This window comes from Pseudomonas sp. 5Vm1k (genome assembly GCF_056161485.1).
The window spans coordinates 253,931-268,569 of record NZ_JBSPCZ010000007.1; the positions used below are offsets into that span (position 1 = coordinate 253,931).

At 60.3% G+C, this 14,639-nt stretch carries 15 protein-coding genes; 5 read left to right on the forward strand and 10 right to left on the reverse strand.

Translation table 11 applies throughout. The annotated features are described in order from the left end of the window. Positions 1-98: 98 nt before the first annotated feature. The gene (locus ACWIKB_RS16405) at positions 99-989 is read right to left on the reverse strand and encodes an AraC family transcriptional regulator (protein ID WP_475268145.1); all 891 of its coding nucleotides are present in this window, start codon (positions 987-989) and stop codon (positions 99-101) included. A 180-nt stretch (positions 990-1,169) separates the two neighbouring features. On the opposite strand from ACWIKB_RS16405, the gene ACWIKB_RS16410 reads away from it, so the two are divergent. Beyond that, positions 1,170-2,222: an NAD(P)-dependent alcohol dehydrogenase gene (locus ACWIKB_RS16410; protein ID WP_475268146.1), complete on the forward strand. Its 1,053-nt coding sequence runs from the start codon at positions 1,170-1,172 to the stop codon at positions 2,220-2,222. A gap of 15 nt (positions 2,223-2,237) precedes the next feature. On the opposite strand, the gene ACWIKB_RS16415 is transcribed toward ACWIKB_RS16410, so the two are convergent. The 7 genes from ACWIKB_RS16415 to ACWIKB_RS16445 form a co-directional block, all read right to left on the reverse strand. Next, entirely contained in the window at positions 2,238-3,041 is an 804-nt protein-coding gene (locus tag ACWIKB_RS16415; RefSeq protein WP_475268147.1) for an IclR family transcriptional regulator, read from the reverse strand. Between the two features lie 60 nt (positions 3,042-3,101). Beyond that, a complete protein-coding gene (locus ACWIKB_RS16420) occupies positions 3,102-4,412 on the reverse strand; it encodes an MFS transporter (RefSeq protein ID WP_475268148.1) in 1,311 nt (436 codons plus the stop codon). Positions 4,413-4,588: 176 nt separating this feature from the next. Further along, the gene (gene dgoD, locus ACWIKB_RS16425) at positions 4,589-5,737 is read right to left on the reverse strand and encodes a galactonate dehydratase (protein WP_090186690.1); all 1,149 of its coding nucleotides are present in this window, start codon (positions 5,735-5,737) and stop codon (positions 4,589-4,591) included. Between the two features lie 64 nt (positions 5,738-5,801). Beyond that, entirely contained in the window at positions 5,802-6,422 is a 621-nt protein-coding gene (locus ACWIKB_RS16430) for a 2-dehydro-3-deoxy-6-phosphogalactonate aldolase (RefSeq protein ID WP_475268149.1), read from the reverse strand. 19 nt (positions 6,423-6,441) lie between these two features. Further along, a complete protein-coding gene (locus ACWIKB_RS16435; RefSeq protein ID WP_475268150.1) occupies positions 6,442-7,434 on the reverse strand; it encodes a 2-dehydro-3-deoxygalactonokinase in 993 nt (330 codons plus the stop codon). A 99-nt stretch (positions 7,435-7,533) separates the two neighbouring features. Continuing rightward, on the reverse strand, positions 7,534-8,463 hold the full coding sequence (locus tag ACWIKB_RS16440; protein WP_475268151.1) for a hypothetical protein: 930 nt from the start codon (positions 8,461-8,463) through the stop codon (positions 7,534-7,536). Positions 8,464-8,556: 93 nt separating this feature from the next. Next, positions 8,557-9,039, reverse strand: a complete 483-nt coding sequence (locus tag ACWIKB_RS16445) for an N-acetyltransferase family protein (protein ID WP_475268152.1) — start codon at positions 9,037-9,039, stop codon at positions 8,557-8,559. A gap of 229 nt (positions 9,040-9,268) precedes the next feature. Between ACWIKB_RS16445 and ACWIKB_RS16450 the strand changes: the two genes are divergently transcribed. From ACWIKB_RS16450 to ACWIKB_RS16465, 4 genes are all read left to right on the forward strand, one after another. Continuing rightward, on the forward strand, positions 9,269-9,922 hold the full coding sequence (locus ACWIKB_RS16450) for an HD domain-containing protein (protein WP_475268153.1): 654 nt from the start codon (positions 9,269-9,271) through the stop codon (positions 9,920-9,922). A gap of 112 nt (positions 9,923-10,034) precedes the next feature. After that, positions 10,035-11,237, forward strand: a complete 1,203-nt coding sequence (locus ACWIKB_RS16455; RefSeq protein ID WP_475268154.1) for an MFS transporter — start codon at positions 10,035-10,037, stop codon at positions 11,235-11,237. 84 nt (positions 11,238-11,321) lie between these two features. Then, positions 11,322-11,657 carry a hypothetical protein gene (locus ACWIKB_RS16460; RefSeq protein WP_475268155.1) on the forward strand — a complete coding sequence of 112 codons (336 nt, stop codon included), beginning with the start codon at positions 11,322-11,324 and terminating at the stop codon, positions 11,655-11,657. 52 nt (positions 11,658-11,709) lie between these two features. Next, entirely contained in the window at positions 11,710-11,967 is a 258-nt protein-coding gene (locus ACWIKB_RS16465) for a hypothetical protein (protein ID WP_475268156.1), read from the forward strand. Positions 11,968-12,174: 207 nt separating this feature from the next. On the opposite strand, the gene ACWIKB_RS16470 is transcribed toward ACWIKB_RS16465, so the two are convergent. Together ACWIKB_RS16470 and ACWIKB_RS16475 are read right to left on the reverse strand one after the other, a co-directional pair. Beyond that, positions 12,175-13,104 carry a PfkB family carbohydrate kinase gene (locus ACWIKB_RS16470; protein WP_475268157.1) on the reverse strand — a complete coding sequence of 310 codons (930 nt, stop codon included), beginning with the start codon at positions 13,102-13,104 and terminating at the stop codon, positions 12,175-12,177. Further along, a complete protein-coding gene (locus ACWIKB_RS16475) occupies positions 13,097-14,563 on the reverse strand; it encodes a purine-cytosine permease family protein (RefSeq protein WP_475268159.1) in 1,467 nt (488 codons plus the stop codon). Before ACWIKB_RS16475 ends, ACWIKB_RS16470 begins: the two co-directional genes overlap by 8 nt. Positions 14,564-14,639: the final 76 nt, after the last annotated feature.

Here is a 14,639-nt window from a genome sequence, read left to right on the forward strand (position 1 = left end):
GGGCTTGCTCGCGAAAGCGGTGTATCAGTCACCCTTTAAATCGACTGACACACCGCATTCGCGAGCAAGCCCGCTCCCACAGGGGGATTTGCGGTGGTTCATGCAGCGCGTTCATCCCCCGGACTACGCTCAAAGTAGCGCTTATATTCGCGACTGAACTGCGACGTGCTCTGGTACCCCACTCGATGCGCCACCTGCGCCACACCCAATCCTTCACCCAGCAACAATTGCTGCGCCTTGAGCAACCGCAAACGCTTCAAATACTGCACCGGCGACAACAACGTGCTGCGCTTGAAATGCTCATGAAAGGTCGATGCGCTCATGTTCGCGCAACCGGCCAGCGTCTCGACATTCAACGGCTCGGTGAAATGCCCGTGCAGATGGTTAAGCGAAGCGGCAATCCGCGCGAATTGCCCCTGCTGCTCCACCAGTGCCCGCAACACATCGGCCTGCGGACCACGCAATGCCACGAACAACAACTCACGCAAACGCGCCGGGCCCATGATCTGGCATTCCAGCGGATCGTGCAGACAGCGTAACAACCGCTCCACGCAACCACGCATGCCGTCATCAAGCACGGTGGAGGTCATGGACTCAAGCGTCTGCGCCGCAATACTGCGCCCCGACACCAGCCCCATGGCCAACACCAATTCGCCGAGTAATACCCGATCGATGGCAATGGAAATACCCAGCATCGGCCCTTCTGGCGCGGCAAAGGTTTCGCACTCGAACGGCACCGGCAACGCCTGAATCAGGTAATGCCCGGCGCCGTACTCCAGGGTACGTGGTCCCAGGTACGCCAACTTGCTGCCCTGAACGATGATGACCAGGCTCGGTTCATAGATCTGCGGACCACGGGCCACATCGCAACTGGCGCGCAATACCTGCACGCCCGGCAATGCCGTGGGGGCAAAACCATCGCGAGTGGTCAGTGGCTGGAGCAGTGAAACCAACGTGGCATTGGCATCTAGATGACGAGTCAACAGCATGGCGAAAACTTCGTAGAAATCGGGATGAAAACATCATCGCAGGTCTGACGGCCAATGCGACCAATCCGAGGCACATGCCGGAGGATTAGGCATGACACCCGGAGGAATCACCATGGCCGCACCCAGGTGCGACGCCCAAAATGGCGCATCTCATCTGTCACTGCTTTTGCGAGGTTCCTCATGTACACCGCTATCGGATACGCCGCCCAGTCGGCCACCACTCCCCTCGCCTCCGTGAAATTCGAACGTCGCAGCCCTCGGGCCGACGACGTCGCGATCGATATTCTCTACTGCGGCGTCTGCCATTCCGACATCCACCAGGCCCGTAACGAGTGGGGCATCGCCGTTTATCCACTGATGCCCGGCCACGAGATCGTCGGCAAAGTTACCGCTGTTGGTACGAACGTCACCAAACACAAAATTGGTGATCTGGTCGGCGTCGGCTGCATGGTCGATTCGTGCCGCAGCTGCGAAGCCTGCCAGGCCGACCTCGAGCAATATTGCCTCGAAGGTCCGACCATGACCTACGCCACCCCGGACCGGGTCGATGGTAGCAACACCATGGGCGGCTACTCGGACAGCATCGTGGTCAGCGAGCATTTCGTGGTGCGCATCCCGGAATCACTCGACCTGGCCAGCGCCGCACCGATCCTCTGTGCCGGCATCACCACCTACTCGCCGCTCAAGCATTACGGCGTGAAGGCTGGGGACAAGGTCGGGATTCTCGGCATGGGTGGCCTGGGCCACATGGGCATCAAGTTCGCCAAGGCCATGGGCGCGGAAGTGACGTTGTTCACCCGCTCGGCGAGCAAGGCTGAAGAAGGTCGTCGCCAAGGTGCGGACCACGTGATCGTGTCCACCGATGCCGAACAAATGAAGGCTGCCGCCGGACATTTCGACTTCCTGCTGGACACCATTCCGGTGCAGCACGACCTCAATCCCTACCTCGATACCCTGCGTTTCGACGGCGTGCACATTCTGGTGGGTTTGATCGAACCGATCGATCCGCCGGTCCATGCAGCCAAACTGGTATTGGGCCGTCGCGTGCTGGCCGGTTCGCTGATCGGTGGCGTTGCCGAAACCCAGGAAGTGCTGGATTTCTGCGCCGAGCACAACATCACCTGCGACATCGAAATGCTCAACATCCATCAGATCAACGAAGCGTTCACCCGCATGATTGCCGGTGATGTGAAGTACCGCTTCGTGATCGACATGGCGACATTGAAAGTCTGATCAGACTTTAGCGCCTCAGACTTTCAAACCAAGCTCCGCCGAGAGCCGGGCCGTGACCCCTTTGATCAGGGGAATCAGCTCGGCCATTTTTTCCAGCGGCATGTATGGCACGGTGCTGGCGATGCTGATGCCGGCGACGATGCGTTTGCTGGCATCGCGGATCGGCGCCGCCACACAGCGAATCGACGGTTCGTTGTCTTCCAGATCGAACGCGTAGCCCCCCGCCACATACTCGACCATGCGCTGCTGAAACTGCTCCCAGGATTGCTCCGGGTGCTGCGGCCAGAACTGATTTTTCCCACCGGCCGGAAGGCTGACTTCGTACAGCCGTTTCCAGTCTTCTTGCGTGTCATCGAGCATCAGCGCCTTGCCGATCCCGGTGCGCGCCAACGGCATACGATGGCCTACCCGCGAACGCATTTCCGGGCCATTGCGCCCCGGATTCTTGTGCAGGTACAACACCTCGTCGCCTTCGCGAATCGCCAAGTGAATGGTGTCGCCAGTCAACGCCGACAACTCATCCAGATACGGACCTGCCAACGTCACCAGCGGCAACTCTTCCCGCGCCTGGAAGCCCAGTTCGATCAGCTTCGGCCCCAGCAAGTAGCCGACTTGCGGCACGACACGCAGGTAACGCTCATCTACCAGGCAACTGGCCAGGCGATGGGTGGTGCTGCGTGTGGTGCCGATCAGCCGGGCAATTTCCTTGAGATCGCGGGCGCCACTGGCCACGGCCTGAACCACACCCAGACCACGAAGCAGTGTCTGGGTGCCGGTCGGCGCGGCGTCCTTGGCGATTTTTGGGGCGTCTTCCTGCATATCCAGCCTTTACCGTTGAGCGAGGGAACGGGCGGCATTATGGTCGCCCGACGGCTACGACTACAACTTGATACGCTCGACCTTGCCGACCAGCAGCACGTAGGAAAGCGCACCAATCAACGCAAGAACCGCGATGTAGGTAATCGCCGGGGCAAACGAATCACCAGTGGCGAGGAAACCTATCACGATCGGCGTGGTAATCGCCGACAGGTTGCCGATGAAGTTGAACACCCCGCCGGTCAACCCGAGCAGCCGTGCCGGGGCCAGGGTCGAGACCAGTGACCAGGTGATCGAGGCCAGGCCGTTACCGAAGAACGCCAGCGCGAGGAAGGCAATTACCAACGGTGTCGATTCGACGAAGTTGGCGCCGATGATCGAGGTGGAAATCAGCAGACCGCCAATGATCGGCAGCTTGCGAGCGAAACCGACGGTGTAGCCGCGACGGATCAAAAAGTCCGAAAAGAACCCGGAGCACAGCACACCCACAAACGCGGCGAGAAACGGCAGCGACGCCAGCAGGCCAGACTTGATGAAGTCCATGCCGCGATATTTCACCAGGTAGGTCGGGAACCATGTCAGGAAAAACCACAACGTCGAGTTGAGGCAGAACTGGCCGAGGTAAATGCCCCAGAGTTTGCGTTTGCTCAACACAATGCCGAGGTCGGTCCAGCTGAATTTGGCTTTGACTTTGGCTTGTTCAGCCTGGATATCCACCAGCCCGCCGCCCTCGCGGATCAGGTCGATTTCCGCGTCGTTGGCACCCTTGAAATCCCGTGGCTCGCGATACACCGCGTACCAGATCACCGCCCAGATAATGCCGACGACACCGGTGCTGACAAACACCATGTGCCAGCCAAACTCATGCTGCAGCCAAGCCAGTACCGGCGTCAGGAATGCGAGCCCGACAAACTGCCCGGAGGTGTAGAAACCGATGGCCGTGGCGCGTTCGCGTTCCGGAAACCAAGTGGTGACCACGCGACTGTTGATCGGATAGGCCGGGGCTTCCAGCGCACCGACCGCCATCCGCAGCACGAACAGCGCGATGAAGCTGCCGGCGAAACCGAGCATCACCGTGGCCAGCGACCACAGCAGCAGCGCGACGCTGTAGAGAATTCTCGGCGGCACACGATCCACCAGCCAGCCGCCGGGGATCTGCATGGCAGCGTAGGTCCAACCGAAAGCGGAGAAAATCAGCCCGACATGGATCGGGTCGATCCCCAATTCGCTGGTCAGCGCCGGGGCGGCGATCGACAGGTTGCTGCGGTCCAGGTAGTTGATCACCACGGTGATAAACAGCAGCACCATGATGAAAAAACGCTTGCGGCTGGGCGTCACCAACGACGCCTGCCCGGTGAGGGTTTGCGGTTGCATGGGGAGTGCCTCTTCTTATGTTTATTGAGGGCGAATCTAAGGACTTGCGCAGTCCCCTTGTGGGAGCGGGCTTGCTCGCGAATGCGGTGTGTCAGTCGACATCAATGCTGAATGATCGACCGCTTTCGCGAGCAAGCCCGCTCCCACAGGGGGATGGGTGTTGGGTCAGGGAGTACTCACCACTCGGCGAAACTGCCATCGGCATGGCGCCAGATCGGGTTGCGCCAGCGGTGGCCGACTGCCGCGCGTTCGATCACGTATTCCTCGTTGATCTCGATCCCCAAGCCCGGGCCATTCGGGATTTTCACGAAGCCTTTGTCGTAGTCGAACACCCGCGGATCCTTGACGTAATCCAGCAGGTCGTTGCTCTCGTTGTAGTGGATGCCCAGGCTCTGTTCCTGGATGAACGCGTTGTAACAAACCGCGTCGAGTTGCAGGCAAGCGGCCAAGGCAATCGGACCCAGCGGGCAATGCAGCGCCAGCGCCACGTCGTAGGCTTCGGCCATGTTGGCGATCTTGCGGGTTTCGGTGATGCCGCCGGCGTGGGAGGCATCGGGCTGGATGATGTCAACGTAACCTTCGCTGAGCACGCGCTTGAAATCCCAGCGCGAGAACAACCGCTCGCCCAAGGCAATCGGGGTGCTGGTCAGCGGCGCCAGTTCCTTCAGCGCTTCGTAGTTTTCACTGAGCACCGGCTCTTCGATGAACATCAGTTTGTACGGGTCGAGTTCCTTCATCAGCACCTTGGCCATAGGCTTGTGCACCCGGCCATGGAAGTCGACGCCGATGCCGACGTTCGGACCAACCGCGTCACGCACGGCGGCGACGTTGGCCAGGGCCAGGTCGACTTTTTCGAAGGAATCGAGGAATTGCAGTTCTTCGGTGCCGTTCATTTTCACCGCAGTGAAACCACGCTCCACCGCTTCTTTCGCCGCACGCGCGGTGTCGGCCGGACGGTCGCCACCGATCCACGAATACACGCGAATCTTGTCCCGCACCTGGCCGCCGAGCAAATCGCTGACCGATACACCCAGGGCCTTGCCCTTGATGTCCCACAACGCCTGGTCGATGCCCGCGAGTGCGCTCATGTGGATCGCGCCGCCCCGGTAGAAGCCGCCGCGATAGAGCACGGTCCAGATGTCTTCAATGTTGCGTGGGTCTTTGCCGATCAGGTAGTCGGACAATTCCTCGACAGCTGCGGCAACGGTGTGAGCGCGACCTTCGACTACAGGCTCGCCCCAACCGGTCACGCCCTCGTCGGTTTCAATCTTGAGGAAGCACCAGCGCGGCGGGACGATGAAGGTGGTGAGTTTGGTGATTTTCATCTTCAGCTCTCTTTTTATAAGTGCAGCTCTTATTAGATGTAACGCGCTCGGCGCCAAAAAAGTCTTAACGCAGAGCGTTCCATCCAGCGACGTAGGCCTTGGCATTGGCGGCCACTTGATCAGGCGTCATGCCCGGCTTGAACAACCCGGAACCCAGGCCGAAACCTTTGACGCCCGCGTCGATAAACACCTGCATGTTGTCCGGGGTGATCCCGCCAACTGGCGCCAGAATGGTCCCGGTCGGCAGGACTGCGAGCCAGGCTTTCACAACCGCTGGCCCCATCTGTTCGGCGGGGAACATCTTCAACACGTCGGCGCCTTCGGCCAATGCAGCAAAGGCTTCGGTCGGCGTCGCCACGCCCGGCGACAGGAACAACCCCGCCGCTTTCGCTGCACGCAGAACCTTGGGATCGCTATGGGGCATGACGATCACTTGGCCGCCCGCCGCTTTCACCTGCTCGACCTGTTCCGGTGTCAACACCGTGCCCGCACCGATCAAGCAATCGGCGGGCAAGGTACTGCGCAGGATGCGGATACTTTCGTACGGTTCCGGGGAATTAAGCGGCACTTCGATGACGCGAAATCCGGCGGCATACAGGACGTTGCCGATGGCCGCCGCCTCTGTAGGACGCAGGCCGCGCAGGATCGCGATCAGGCCGTTTTGCGCCAGGGCTTGCTTGAGCATGTCAGACCTCCAGTCAGGTTTAACGGGATGGATTTTGTGAGACCAGTCCGGCGGCGACCGCCAGTTGCCACAACCCGCGCTCGGTGGCCTGTTCGGCCAGGGTCACCCGGGCAAAACCGCAGGCGTCGAGGGCCCGGCTGTAACGGGCGCAGAGTTGGGCATTACCGATGAGGATGATCGAGGGCAGATGTACGCTGTTGCGTCGGCGCCGCTGAACGTTGGCAAGGGCCGACAGTTCATGGCCGATCAACAGGCCGGACAGATAATCAGGTTGGGCCGTGGCGCTGAGTTCGCCGGTCAGGCCGAGGCTGCGCGCGCTGAACAGCGTCGACAACGGGCCGATCTCGCCGTCCGCCGACAACGCCACTTGTACGCCACGATCAAACGCCTGGCCGTCGAACGACGCAGCTTGTTGCTGGGTGCGCCCGAGAATGCTGTGCTCACTGAGCACGGCGAAGATTTCGCCGGTCATGAAGGTGTCGAAATGGACGATGCAGCCATCGGCCACTTCCACCCATTTCGAATGACTGCCCGGCAGGCCGATCAACAGATCGTTGCCCGCCCCGCCCGGCAGATTCTGCAACACGCCAAGGACCTGGGTTTCTTCGCCACGCATCACGTTCGGCAGACGCGAACGCTGAATCACACCCGGCACGATGTGCACATCGACGCCGCGAAGACTGCGTACGGTTTGTAGGGAAGTTCCGAGATTGGCAACGTTTGCCGGCGTGTCCTGGTAGGAAGCTTCGCGCCAGCCCTGGGCACTGCCGACCATGCCGCAAGCGATCACCGGCAAGTCGGGTTGGGCGTCGAGCCAGTCACCGCAGGCGTCATCGAAGGCCAGTTCAAAACCGTCGGTGCATTCCTGGCCGTTGATGATTCGGGGCGTGCGCGGCAGCTGCATGATCCCGGACGACAGCGAACGCTGTTCCAGCACCTGGCCACCCGCGGCGAGTTTGTAAGCACGTAATGAGGTTGTCCCCCAATCGAGCGCGATCAATTGCGCCAGCATCGCTTCACCTGTTTTGTTTATTGGCAGTGAGTGAGCTGGACTATAGACCTCCTAGAGGGAAAATCTCAATATGTAATTAATACTCCCATATATTGGGATTTATTCGAATTGTGGTGTCCATCGTTCTCTAGCCCCAATTCCCGCCCCGACTTCAACCTTCAGCGTCTCCCGCGTCATGGAACCCACCAGGTGGGTATCGCCGTTCTCAGCCGAGATACCGGGTTCGCGCCGACCATCGCCTCGAATAAGGGTGTAAGCCGTCAGCGGTCTGGGGGTTTGATCCGACCAGGTCACAAGCACCAGTTTCTTGTTGCTGGGTGAGAATGAAGCCAACAGACCGGCGTAGGGCACATCGCGGCATAAACCGACGTCGTCGATCTGGTCGTAAGCCGGTGCCAATTCTTCGCGCCATCGAACGACGCAAACCGGCTCGAATTGCAGCCACGTCAAAGGGCGATCAGCAGGTTTGAGTGAAACGTGCTGAGGCGCAATTCGAGGATTTTTCACCTCGGCAATAATCCGCGACGTCGGGACGTACATCACTTTCGAATAGTAAGCCGTGAAAGGAAACGCGGTGATGACGACTTTACAGGGCACGTAGTCTTGAGGCTCCAGGAGTCGGACTAACCGTGATCGAGCGATATCCCTAATGCCAGTCCGGTCTTCATTGTCCTCAAATCGAATAATGGCCAATATTTCATAACGTCGATCGCCCTCGATCAGGCGCATATCTTCTATGCGGCCATAACCTTCCAGCGCAATGTTGTGTTCAGCGGAGAAGTCGAGATCACCATCGAGCGAACAATGAAGGCTGGTGCTTATCTGTCCGCCGCGGCCGTGTGCTTCATATAAATGAATCAGGTCCCTGTCTGAAGTAAACCGCACGTCATAGAGCGAATAGCTATCGTGATTAATCGATACAAACTCGATGCGTGCCGGCGGTACGTCGAGATGCAGGCACCCCGAACAGAGTGCACAGAACATCATCAAGGTAAAAAAACGCAGGTAAATGCAGAAGCCAGGTTGCATTGCAGATGTCGTCCGTGAGCGCGCAAGGGGCGCACAGATTGCCGGACTAGAGCAGTACCGACAACTGATTCATCCGCAGTTTGCCATCACGCTTCATCGCCCCTCGGCAAACTCGCGCAACACCGCCCCATCCATCCGATACCGCACCCACTCTTCCTGTGGCTGCGCGCCGAGGGATTTGTAAAACTCGATGGCCGGTTTGTTCCAGTCGAGCACGCTCCATTCAAAACGGCCGCAGTCATTGGCGCAGGCGATTTTTGCCAAGTGGCGTAGCAAGGTTTTGCCGGCACCGCCACCGCGCTGATCAGGGGTGATGTAGAGGTCTTCGAGGTACAGGCAGTTGCTGCCCAGCCAGGTGGAATAGCTGAAGAAGAACACCGCGAAGCCGATTGGCAATCCGTCCCGCAGGCAGATCAGGCCGTGGGCGGTGGCGCCTTCGCTGAACAGGCTGCGCTCGATGTCGGCGACGCTGGCGATGACTTCGTGACGGGCACGTTCGTAGTCGGCCAGCTCAGTGATGAACGCGAGGATTTGCGGTGCATCGCTGGGGGTCGCCGGGCGGATCTCGATCGTCATGGACGTGCCTTGTCAGAAGTTGAAAACGCCATACTAAGGCGGCACGCGGCGTGTGGCGAGGGAGCTTGCTCCCGTCCGGCTGCGCAGCAGACGTAAAACTGGCGATGCCGTTGGAACTGAAATACCGTGGCGTCCGGGGTTGGGGCTGCTGCGCAACCCAGCGGGAGCAAGCTCCCTCGCCACAAAAAGTAACCTGTCTGTTGAAAAGATTTCGCAAAAAAGGATGTTTATGACCCCCACCGCTTTCGCACCACTGCAAACCCTCGCCGAAACCCTGCTACCCCACGCCCTGGAACCCTCGGAGGACGGCGCCCACGACCTGTCGCACTTGCAGCGGGTGTGGCACAACGTGCGCACGCTTCAGGCACAGGAAGGCGGAGATCTGGAGGTGCTGCTGGCGGCGGCGCTGTTACATGACTGCGTGGCGGTGGAGAAAAACTCGCCGCTGCGCTCCCAAGCCTCAAGACTGGCCGCGGACAAAGCGGCAACACTGCTGACGTCGCAGGATTGGCCTGAGGCAAAAATCGCCGCCGTCGCCCACGCCATCGAAGCCCACAGTTTTTCCGCCAACATCACCCCGACCAGCCTCGAAGCCCGGATCATGCAGGACGCCGACCGACTCGATTCCCTCGGTATGCTTGGCGTCGCGAGAACCTTTTACATCGCCGGGCGCATGGGCAGCGCGCTGTACGATCCGCAGGACCCTGAAGCCAAGGCGCGAGACTACGACGACAAGCGCTTTTGCCTCGATCATTTCCAGACCAAGTTGCTGCACTTGGCGGACGGTTTCCAGACCACCACTGGTCAACAGTTGGCGCAGGTTCGTCATCAACGGCTCAAGGGTTTCATGGAGTTGTTCAAGGAAGAAATCGGCGTCTGCTGAAACCCTTACTCCGGTCAGCACTAACCCTGGAATCAATAACCTCGGACCTAACAGTGACGCCTCCCATGGTAGATAGATAAACCGCACGTCTATCGGGTCAAGGAACCGTCTCATGTCTACCGCACCGCCCCAGGTTTCAAGCAAGTTGTTCGGCCTGTTTTGTCTCGCCAGCTATCTGCTGTCGCTGTCCTACGGCTCGACGTTCTTGCTTTCGCTGCTGATCGGTTCCCGGGGCGGTAATGAGCATGACGCCGGCAGCGTGATTTCGGCGGCGATGCTCAGCACCTTTGCGGCGGTAGTCGTCTCCGGGCATCTGTCTGATCTGATGGGCGCGGCGCGTTCGATTGCGCTGTTCGGCGTTCTGTTGGTGGCCGCGAGCCTGGGTTTCGCGCTGACGCCGGGCTTCGGCAACCTGCTGCTGTTTTTCGGTCTGCTGCTGGGCTTGGGTTGGGGGGTGTTCTACACCTTGGGCCCGATCATTGTCGCGAGCCTGGTGACGCCCGCCCAACGGGCCAAATACTTTGCGCTGCTGTCGGGCAGCATGATGACTGGCATTGGCAGTGGTCCATTACTGGGCCGGGCCGCCAGCGCATTGGGCTATCCGGTGACGGCGGCGTTTTACCTGGCGGCGCTGGCCAGTCTGATTGGCGTGGTGCTGTTCTGGCGGCTGGATTCGCAGCTCAAAAAAGCACACACAAACCCGGCATCGGTCTCGCGCATTTCCTGGCGTGCAACCCAGCAAGTGCTGTCGTCCAAAGCGCTGTTCCCGATCCTCATGGTCGGCCTCGGTGGCTGCGTGTTCGGCGGTCTGTCGAGCTTTCAGACCAGCTACGCGGCGTCACGCTCGCTGGATTACTCACTGTTCTTTTTCGGCTTCATGGGCGCGGCGATCAGCAGTCGGATGCTGATCGCCAGCTTCGTGGTCAGGCGTGATCCGTTCCGCGCGTCGTGCCTGTTGTCGGGACTGATGATGGCTTCGATTGTGATGTTCGGGTTCGTAGTCGATAGCAGCGTCACCTATCTGCTGGCGGCGATCATGCTCGGCGTCGGCTACGGCCTGACGTATTCGGTGATTAACGGCCTGGCGGCGAACGAAGCGCCGAGCGGCACCACCGCACAAGCCTTGCTGCTGTTCAGCCTGTCCTATTTCATCGGCGTGTTCGGCTTTCCGCTGCTGGCCGGGAAACTCATCGTTGAATACGGGATGGCGACATTATTGTTTACAGTTTTGCTGATCGCCGCGTTGAACTGGCTGATCACCGTGGGCCGGTTGCTCTGGCGCAAAGCCATCGCCAAAAACCTGCAACAGGCCTGAACCGTTCGTCGTTAAACAGGCACCAATCCAAATCGGGAGCGGACCAACATCAGGTAAGGACTCTAATAATCTGGAGACGACACCATGATCATGTCCCGCCTGACGACCCTCGCTCTCGCTGCCCTGCTGTCCACCACGGCCCTCGCCGCCACTACGGCGACCGGCACTGGCCCGACCGACCCGGTCGAAAAACCCAAGGCCCCTGCCATCCAGAGTGCGCCCGGCATGAACACCAACGGCTCGGGCGTCGATAGCAGCCTGCCGCCCGCCACTGGCACCGATCCGCGGTTGCAAGGTAACGACGCTGGCCGTCAAGGTGGCATGAACATGCCGGACTCCCAGACACCCGATAACGCCGGCAGCGGCACGAGTTCGAAAACTACCACCGGTGGTTCGGGCTCCGAAGGTGCCAGCAAATAGTTCGCCCACGCGAGCACGCAACACCCTATCCACAGCCATGAAAGAGGTAACCATGAACGTTGATAAAAACCTGGAACAAGAAGTCCTGACCCGTCTGTTGCACGCCCACCCAAGCGGTTTGGGCAAGGAGGTCCTGGACAATTACCGGGGGGAGAAAGTCGTGGCCAGCACCCTCGCCACTTTGCAGGAACGCGGATTGATCCAGCATGGTCATGTGACTTGCAATGAGGCCGGCGAGCATTCGCTGAGCCTGCCGATCAAACTCAGCGCGGCAGGGGTTGAGGCGGCGCGTAAGCTAGAACTTCAGTAAGCCGGAACAGGTCGCAGTCGTGCGCGACTGCGGCCGTTAGTTAGACAGACTCTACACGCAGCAGGAGAAATCCCATGCCACGTGGCAGCACAGACTGGTGATCAATTTTTGAGTTGAATTTGATGGCCCCTTCGCGGGCAAGCCTCGCTCCTACAGGGGATTGCGTAAACCTGTGTAGGAGCGAGGCTTGCCCGCGAAGGCGTCAGATCAGTCGCCGAGCGTCTTACGGATAAACGTATCCACCTCAGCAGCCCCCGGCGAAGTCGCCGGCCCCCACCGAGTCACGGCCAAAGCCGCCGCCGCATTCGCCCGCCGAGCCGCCTCAACCACCGGCAACCCTTGCGCCAACCCGGCCACAAACACCCCGGCATGGGCATCCCCGGCGCCATTGCTGTCCACCGCGTCAACCTTGAAACCCGGCACGTGCTGACAATCACCACGCTGTCGAATCCAGCACCCCTGCGGCCCATCGCGAACCACCATCAACACATCCGCCGGCAGATGATCGACCAACCGATCCAGCGCCTCGGCAATGTCCGCCGCCCCGGTAAACCGCAGCGCCTCGACACCGTTGCTGGTCCACACATCAATGCGCGCCAGCAGCGCTTTCATCAGCGGCTCATCCGGCGAATCAACCAACGGGCCCGGATCGAAAATCACGTTGATCCCTTTCGGCAACGCCAACACCCAGTCCACCAGCGACTGGGCCTTGCCGGCGTGCAGCAAGCTATAGCCGCTGACATAGACATAATCGCCCGCCTCGGCCGGCACACTCGCCAGGTCTTCAACGCTCACTTCACCTTCAGCGCCGATGTAGGAAATGAAACTGCGTTCCGCCGAAGCGTCAGTCACCGCGACGCACAACCCGGTATCGCGCTCGGCTTTGTGGTCGATGCCAATCCGGATGCCTTCAGCCTTCATCGCTTCTCGGGCCAAATCACCGAAACGGCCAGTGCCATGGCGGCCGAGATAGACCACCGGCAAACCATTACGCTGGGCGGCAGCCATCACATTGAACCCGCCGCCGGCCTCGAAACTGGCGGATTGCGCCAGCACGTCGCCGCCCGCCTGGGGCAGTTTATCCACGGCCATGACCAGGTCGATGATGACCTGGCCGGTATGCAACATCTTAGGCATGAGCATTCTCGATCAACGCAGCACGACGATCCTTGGCCCCGCCGAGTACAAAGTAAATCCCGCCGGCCACCAGGAAGGTCACGATCCAGCCGAGGCCGTTATGCCCCAGATACGAGTCGGACAGGAAACCGCGGAACCAGATATTTTCGGCGGTGGTGCCAATAGTGGTAAAGCTGAAACCCAGCACAATCGCGAACGCCCAGGCGCCGAAGGCACGCCATTCGATGCCGCCGCGATACCAATAGGCGCTGCTCGGGCTGACGTCCAGCAGGTCTTTGGGGCTGTAGTAATGACGGTGAATCAGGTCGACCACGAAGATCCCGACCCATGCGGTAATCGGCACTGCCAACAGGGAAATGAAGGTGATGAACGGGCCGTAGAAGCTGTCGGCAATCAGCATGAAGTAGATCGAACCGGCGAAGATCGCGACGATATCGACTACCACCGCGTAAACGCGAGGGACCTTCAAACCGAGGGTCAGCGTGGTCAAACCGGCGGAGTACACCGACAGGTTGTTCGACAGCAGCAACCCGCCGAACGCGGTGATCAGGTACGGCACGGCCATCCAGGTCGGCAGCATGTCGCGGATCGCGATGATCGGGTCAGTGGCCTGGGCCAGGTCGTTGTTACCCACCGACAGCAGGCCGCCGAGGGTGATCAGCAACACCAGCGGAATCCCTGCACCGAACGCCGCCGAGGCCACCAGGCGCACGGCTTTGACGCTTTTGTGCTGGTAGCGCGACATGTCGGCGCCCGCATTGGCCCAACCGATCCCGGTGCCGGCCGCCATGGTGCCGACGCCGATGATCATCGCGCTCAGCGGTGCCGGCGTGGCGTTGAACACCGCGCTCCAGTCGATGGTGGCGCACAGGAAGCCGCCGACCAGCAGGTTCAGCGCGCCGAACACATAGGTCGCCCACTTCTGGATCACCAGCAACGTGGCGTGGCCGAGGCCAGACACCGACAGGGTCAGCAGCACGAAAATCGCAATGAAGATCAGCGTCAAGACGGGAGCGCTTTTCGCTTCCACCGGCGAGCCGAACAGGATCGAGCACAACGACAGCAACACGAACGCTGCGGTGGTGGTGTTGACGGTTTCCCAGCCCAGGCGCGACATCAGCGAGACCACGGTCGGGCCAATGTTGCCACGTACGCCGAAGATTGCTCGGGACAGGGTCAGGCTCGGTGCGCGACCACGACGGCCGGCGATGGAGATGATCCCGACCACCGCGAACGAACCGGCGGCGCCGAGGATCGCGACGATGATCGCCTGCCAGATGGCCAAGCCGCGAAAGGCCACGAGGGTCGCGCCCAACGGCAGGCCGAGGATGGAGATGTTGGCGGCGAACCAGACCCAGAACAGTTGCAGCGGATGACCGTTGCACTCGCTTTCCGGGACCGGCTCGATGCCACGGGTTTCCAGTTGCCCGGCGCTTGGCCCGGCGTTCGATGAACTCATGATGGATGCTCCTGTTGCCATTGTTTTGGTTGTGGGCAGACGGATTTCTAAGTGACCTGCGCAACCCCACGTAGGA

Excerpts from the sequence above, each read along its gene's own strand:
- ACWIKB_RS16405 (WP_475268145.1), bottom strand. The coding sequence starts at position 989 with ATGCTGTTGACTCGTCATCTAGATGCCAATGCCACGTTGGTTTCACTG.
- ACWIKB_RS16410 (WP_475268146.1), top strand. The coding sequence starts at position 1,170 with ATGTACACCGCTATCGGATACGCCGCCCAGTCGGCCACCACTCCCCTC.
- ACWIKB_RS16415 (WP_475268147.1), bottom strand. The coding sequence starts at position 3,041 with ATGCAGGAAGACGCCCCAAAAATCGCCAAGGACGCCGCGCCGACCGGC.
- ACWIKB_RS16420 (WP_475268148.1), bottom strand. The coding sequence starts at position 4,412 with ATGCAACCGCAAACCCTCACCGGGCAGGCGTCGTTGGTGACGCCCAGC.
- dgoD (WP_090186690.1), bottom strand. The coding sequence starts at position 5,737 with ATGAAAATCACCAAACTCACCACCTTCATCGTCCCGCCGCGCTGGTGC.
- ACWIKB_RS16430 (WP_475268149.1), bottom strand. The coding sequence starts at position 6,422 with ATGCTCAAGCAAGCCCTGGCGCAAAACGGCCTGATCGCGATCCTGCGC.
- ACWIKB_RS16435 (WP_475268150.1), bottom strand. The coding sequence starts at position 7,434 with ATGCTGGCGCAATTGATCGCGCTCGATTGGGGGACAACCTCATTACGT.
- ACWIKB_RS16440 (WP_475268151.1), bottom strand. The coding sequence starts at position 8,463 with ATGCAACCTGGCTTCTGCATTTACCTGCGTTTTTTTACCTTGATGATG.
- ACWIKB_RS16445 (WP_475268152.1), bottom strand. The coding sequence starts at position 9,039 with ATGACGATCGAGATCCGCCCGGCGACCCCCAGCGATGCACCGCAAATC.
- ACWIKB_RS16450 (WP_475268153.1), top strand. The coding sequence starts at position 9,269 with ATGACCCCCACCGCTTTCGCACCACTGCAAACCCTCGCCGAAACCCTG.
- ACWIKB_RS16455 (WP_475268154.1), top strand. The coding sequence starts at position 10,035 with ATGTCTACCGCACCGCCCCAGGTTTCAAGCAAGTTGTTCGGCCTGTTT.
- ACWIKB_RS16460 (WP_475268155.1), top strand. The coding sequence starts at position 11,322 with ATGATCATGTCCCGCCTGACGACCCTCGCTCTCGCTGCCCTGCTGTCC.
- ACWIKB_RS16465 (WP_475268156.1), top strand. The coding sequence starts at position 11,710 with ATGAACGTTGATAAAAACCTGGAACAAGAAGTCCTGACCCGTCTGTTG.
- ACWIKB_RS16470 (WP_475268157.1), bottom strand. The coding sequence starts at position 13,104 with ATGCCTAAGATGTTGCATACCGGCCAGGTCATCATCGACCTGGTCATG.
- ACWIKB_RS16475 (WP_475268159.1), bottom strand. The coding sequence starts at position 14,563 with ATGAGTTCATCGAACGCCGGGCCAAGCGCCGGGCAACTGGAAACCCGT.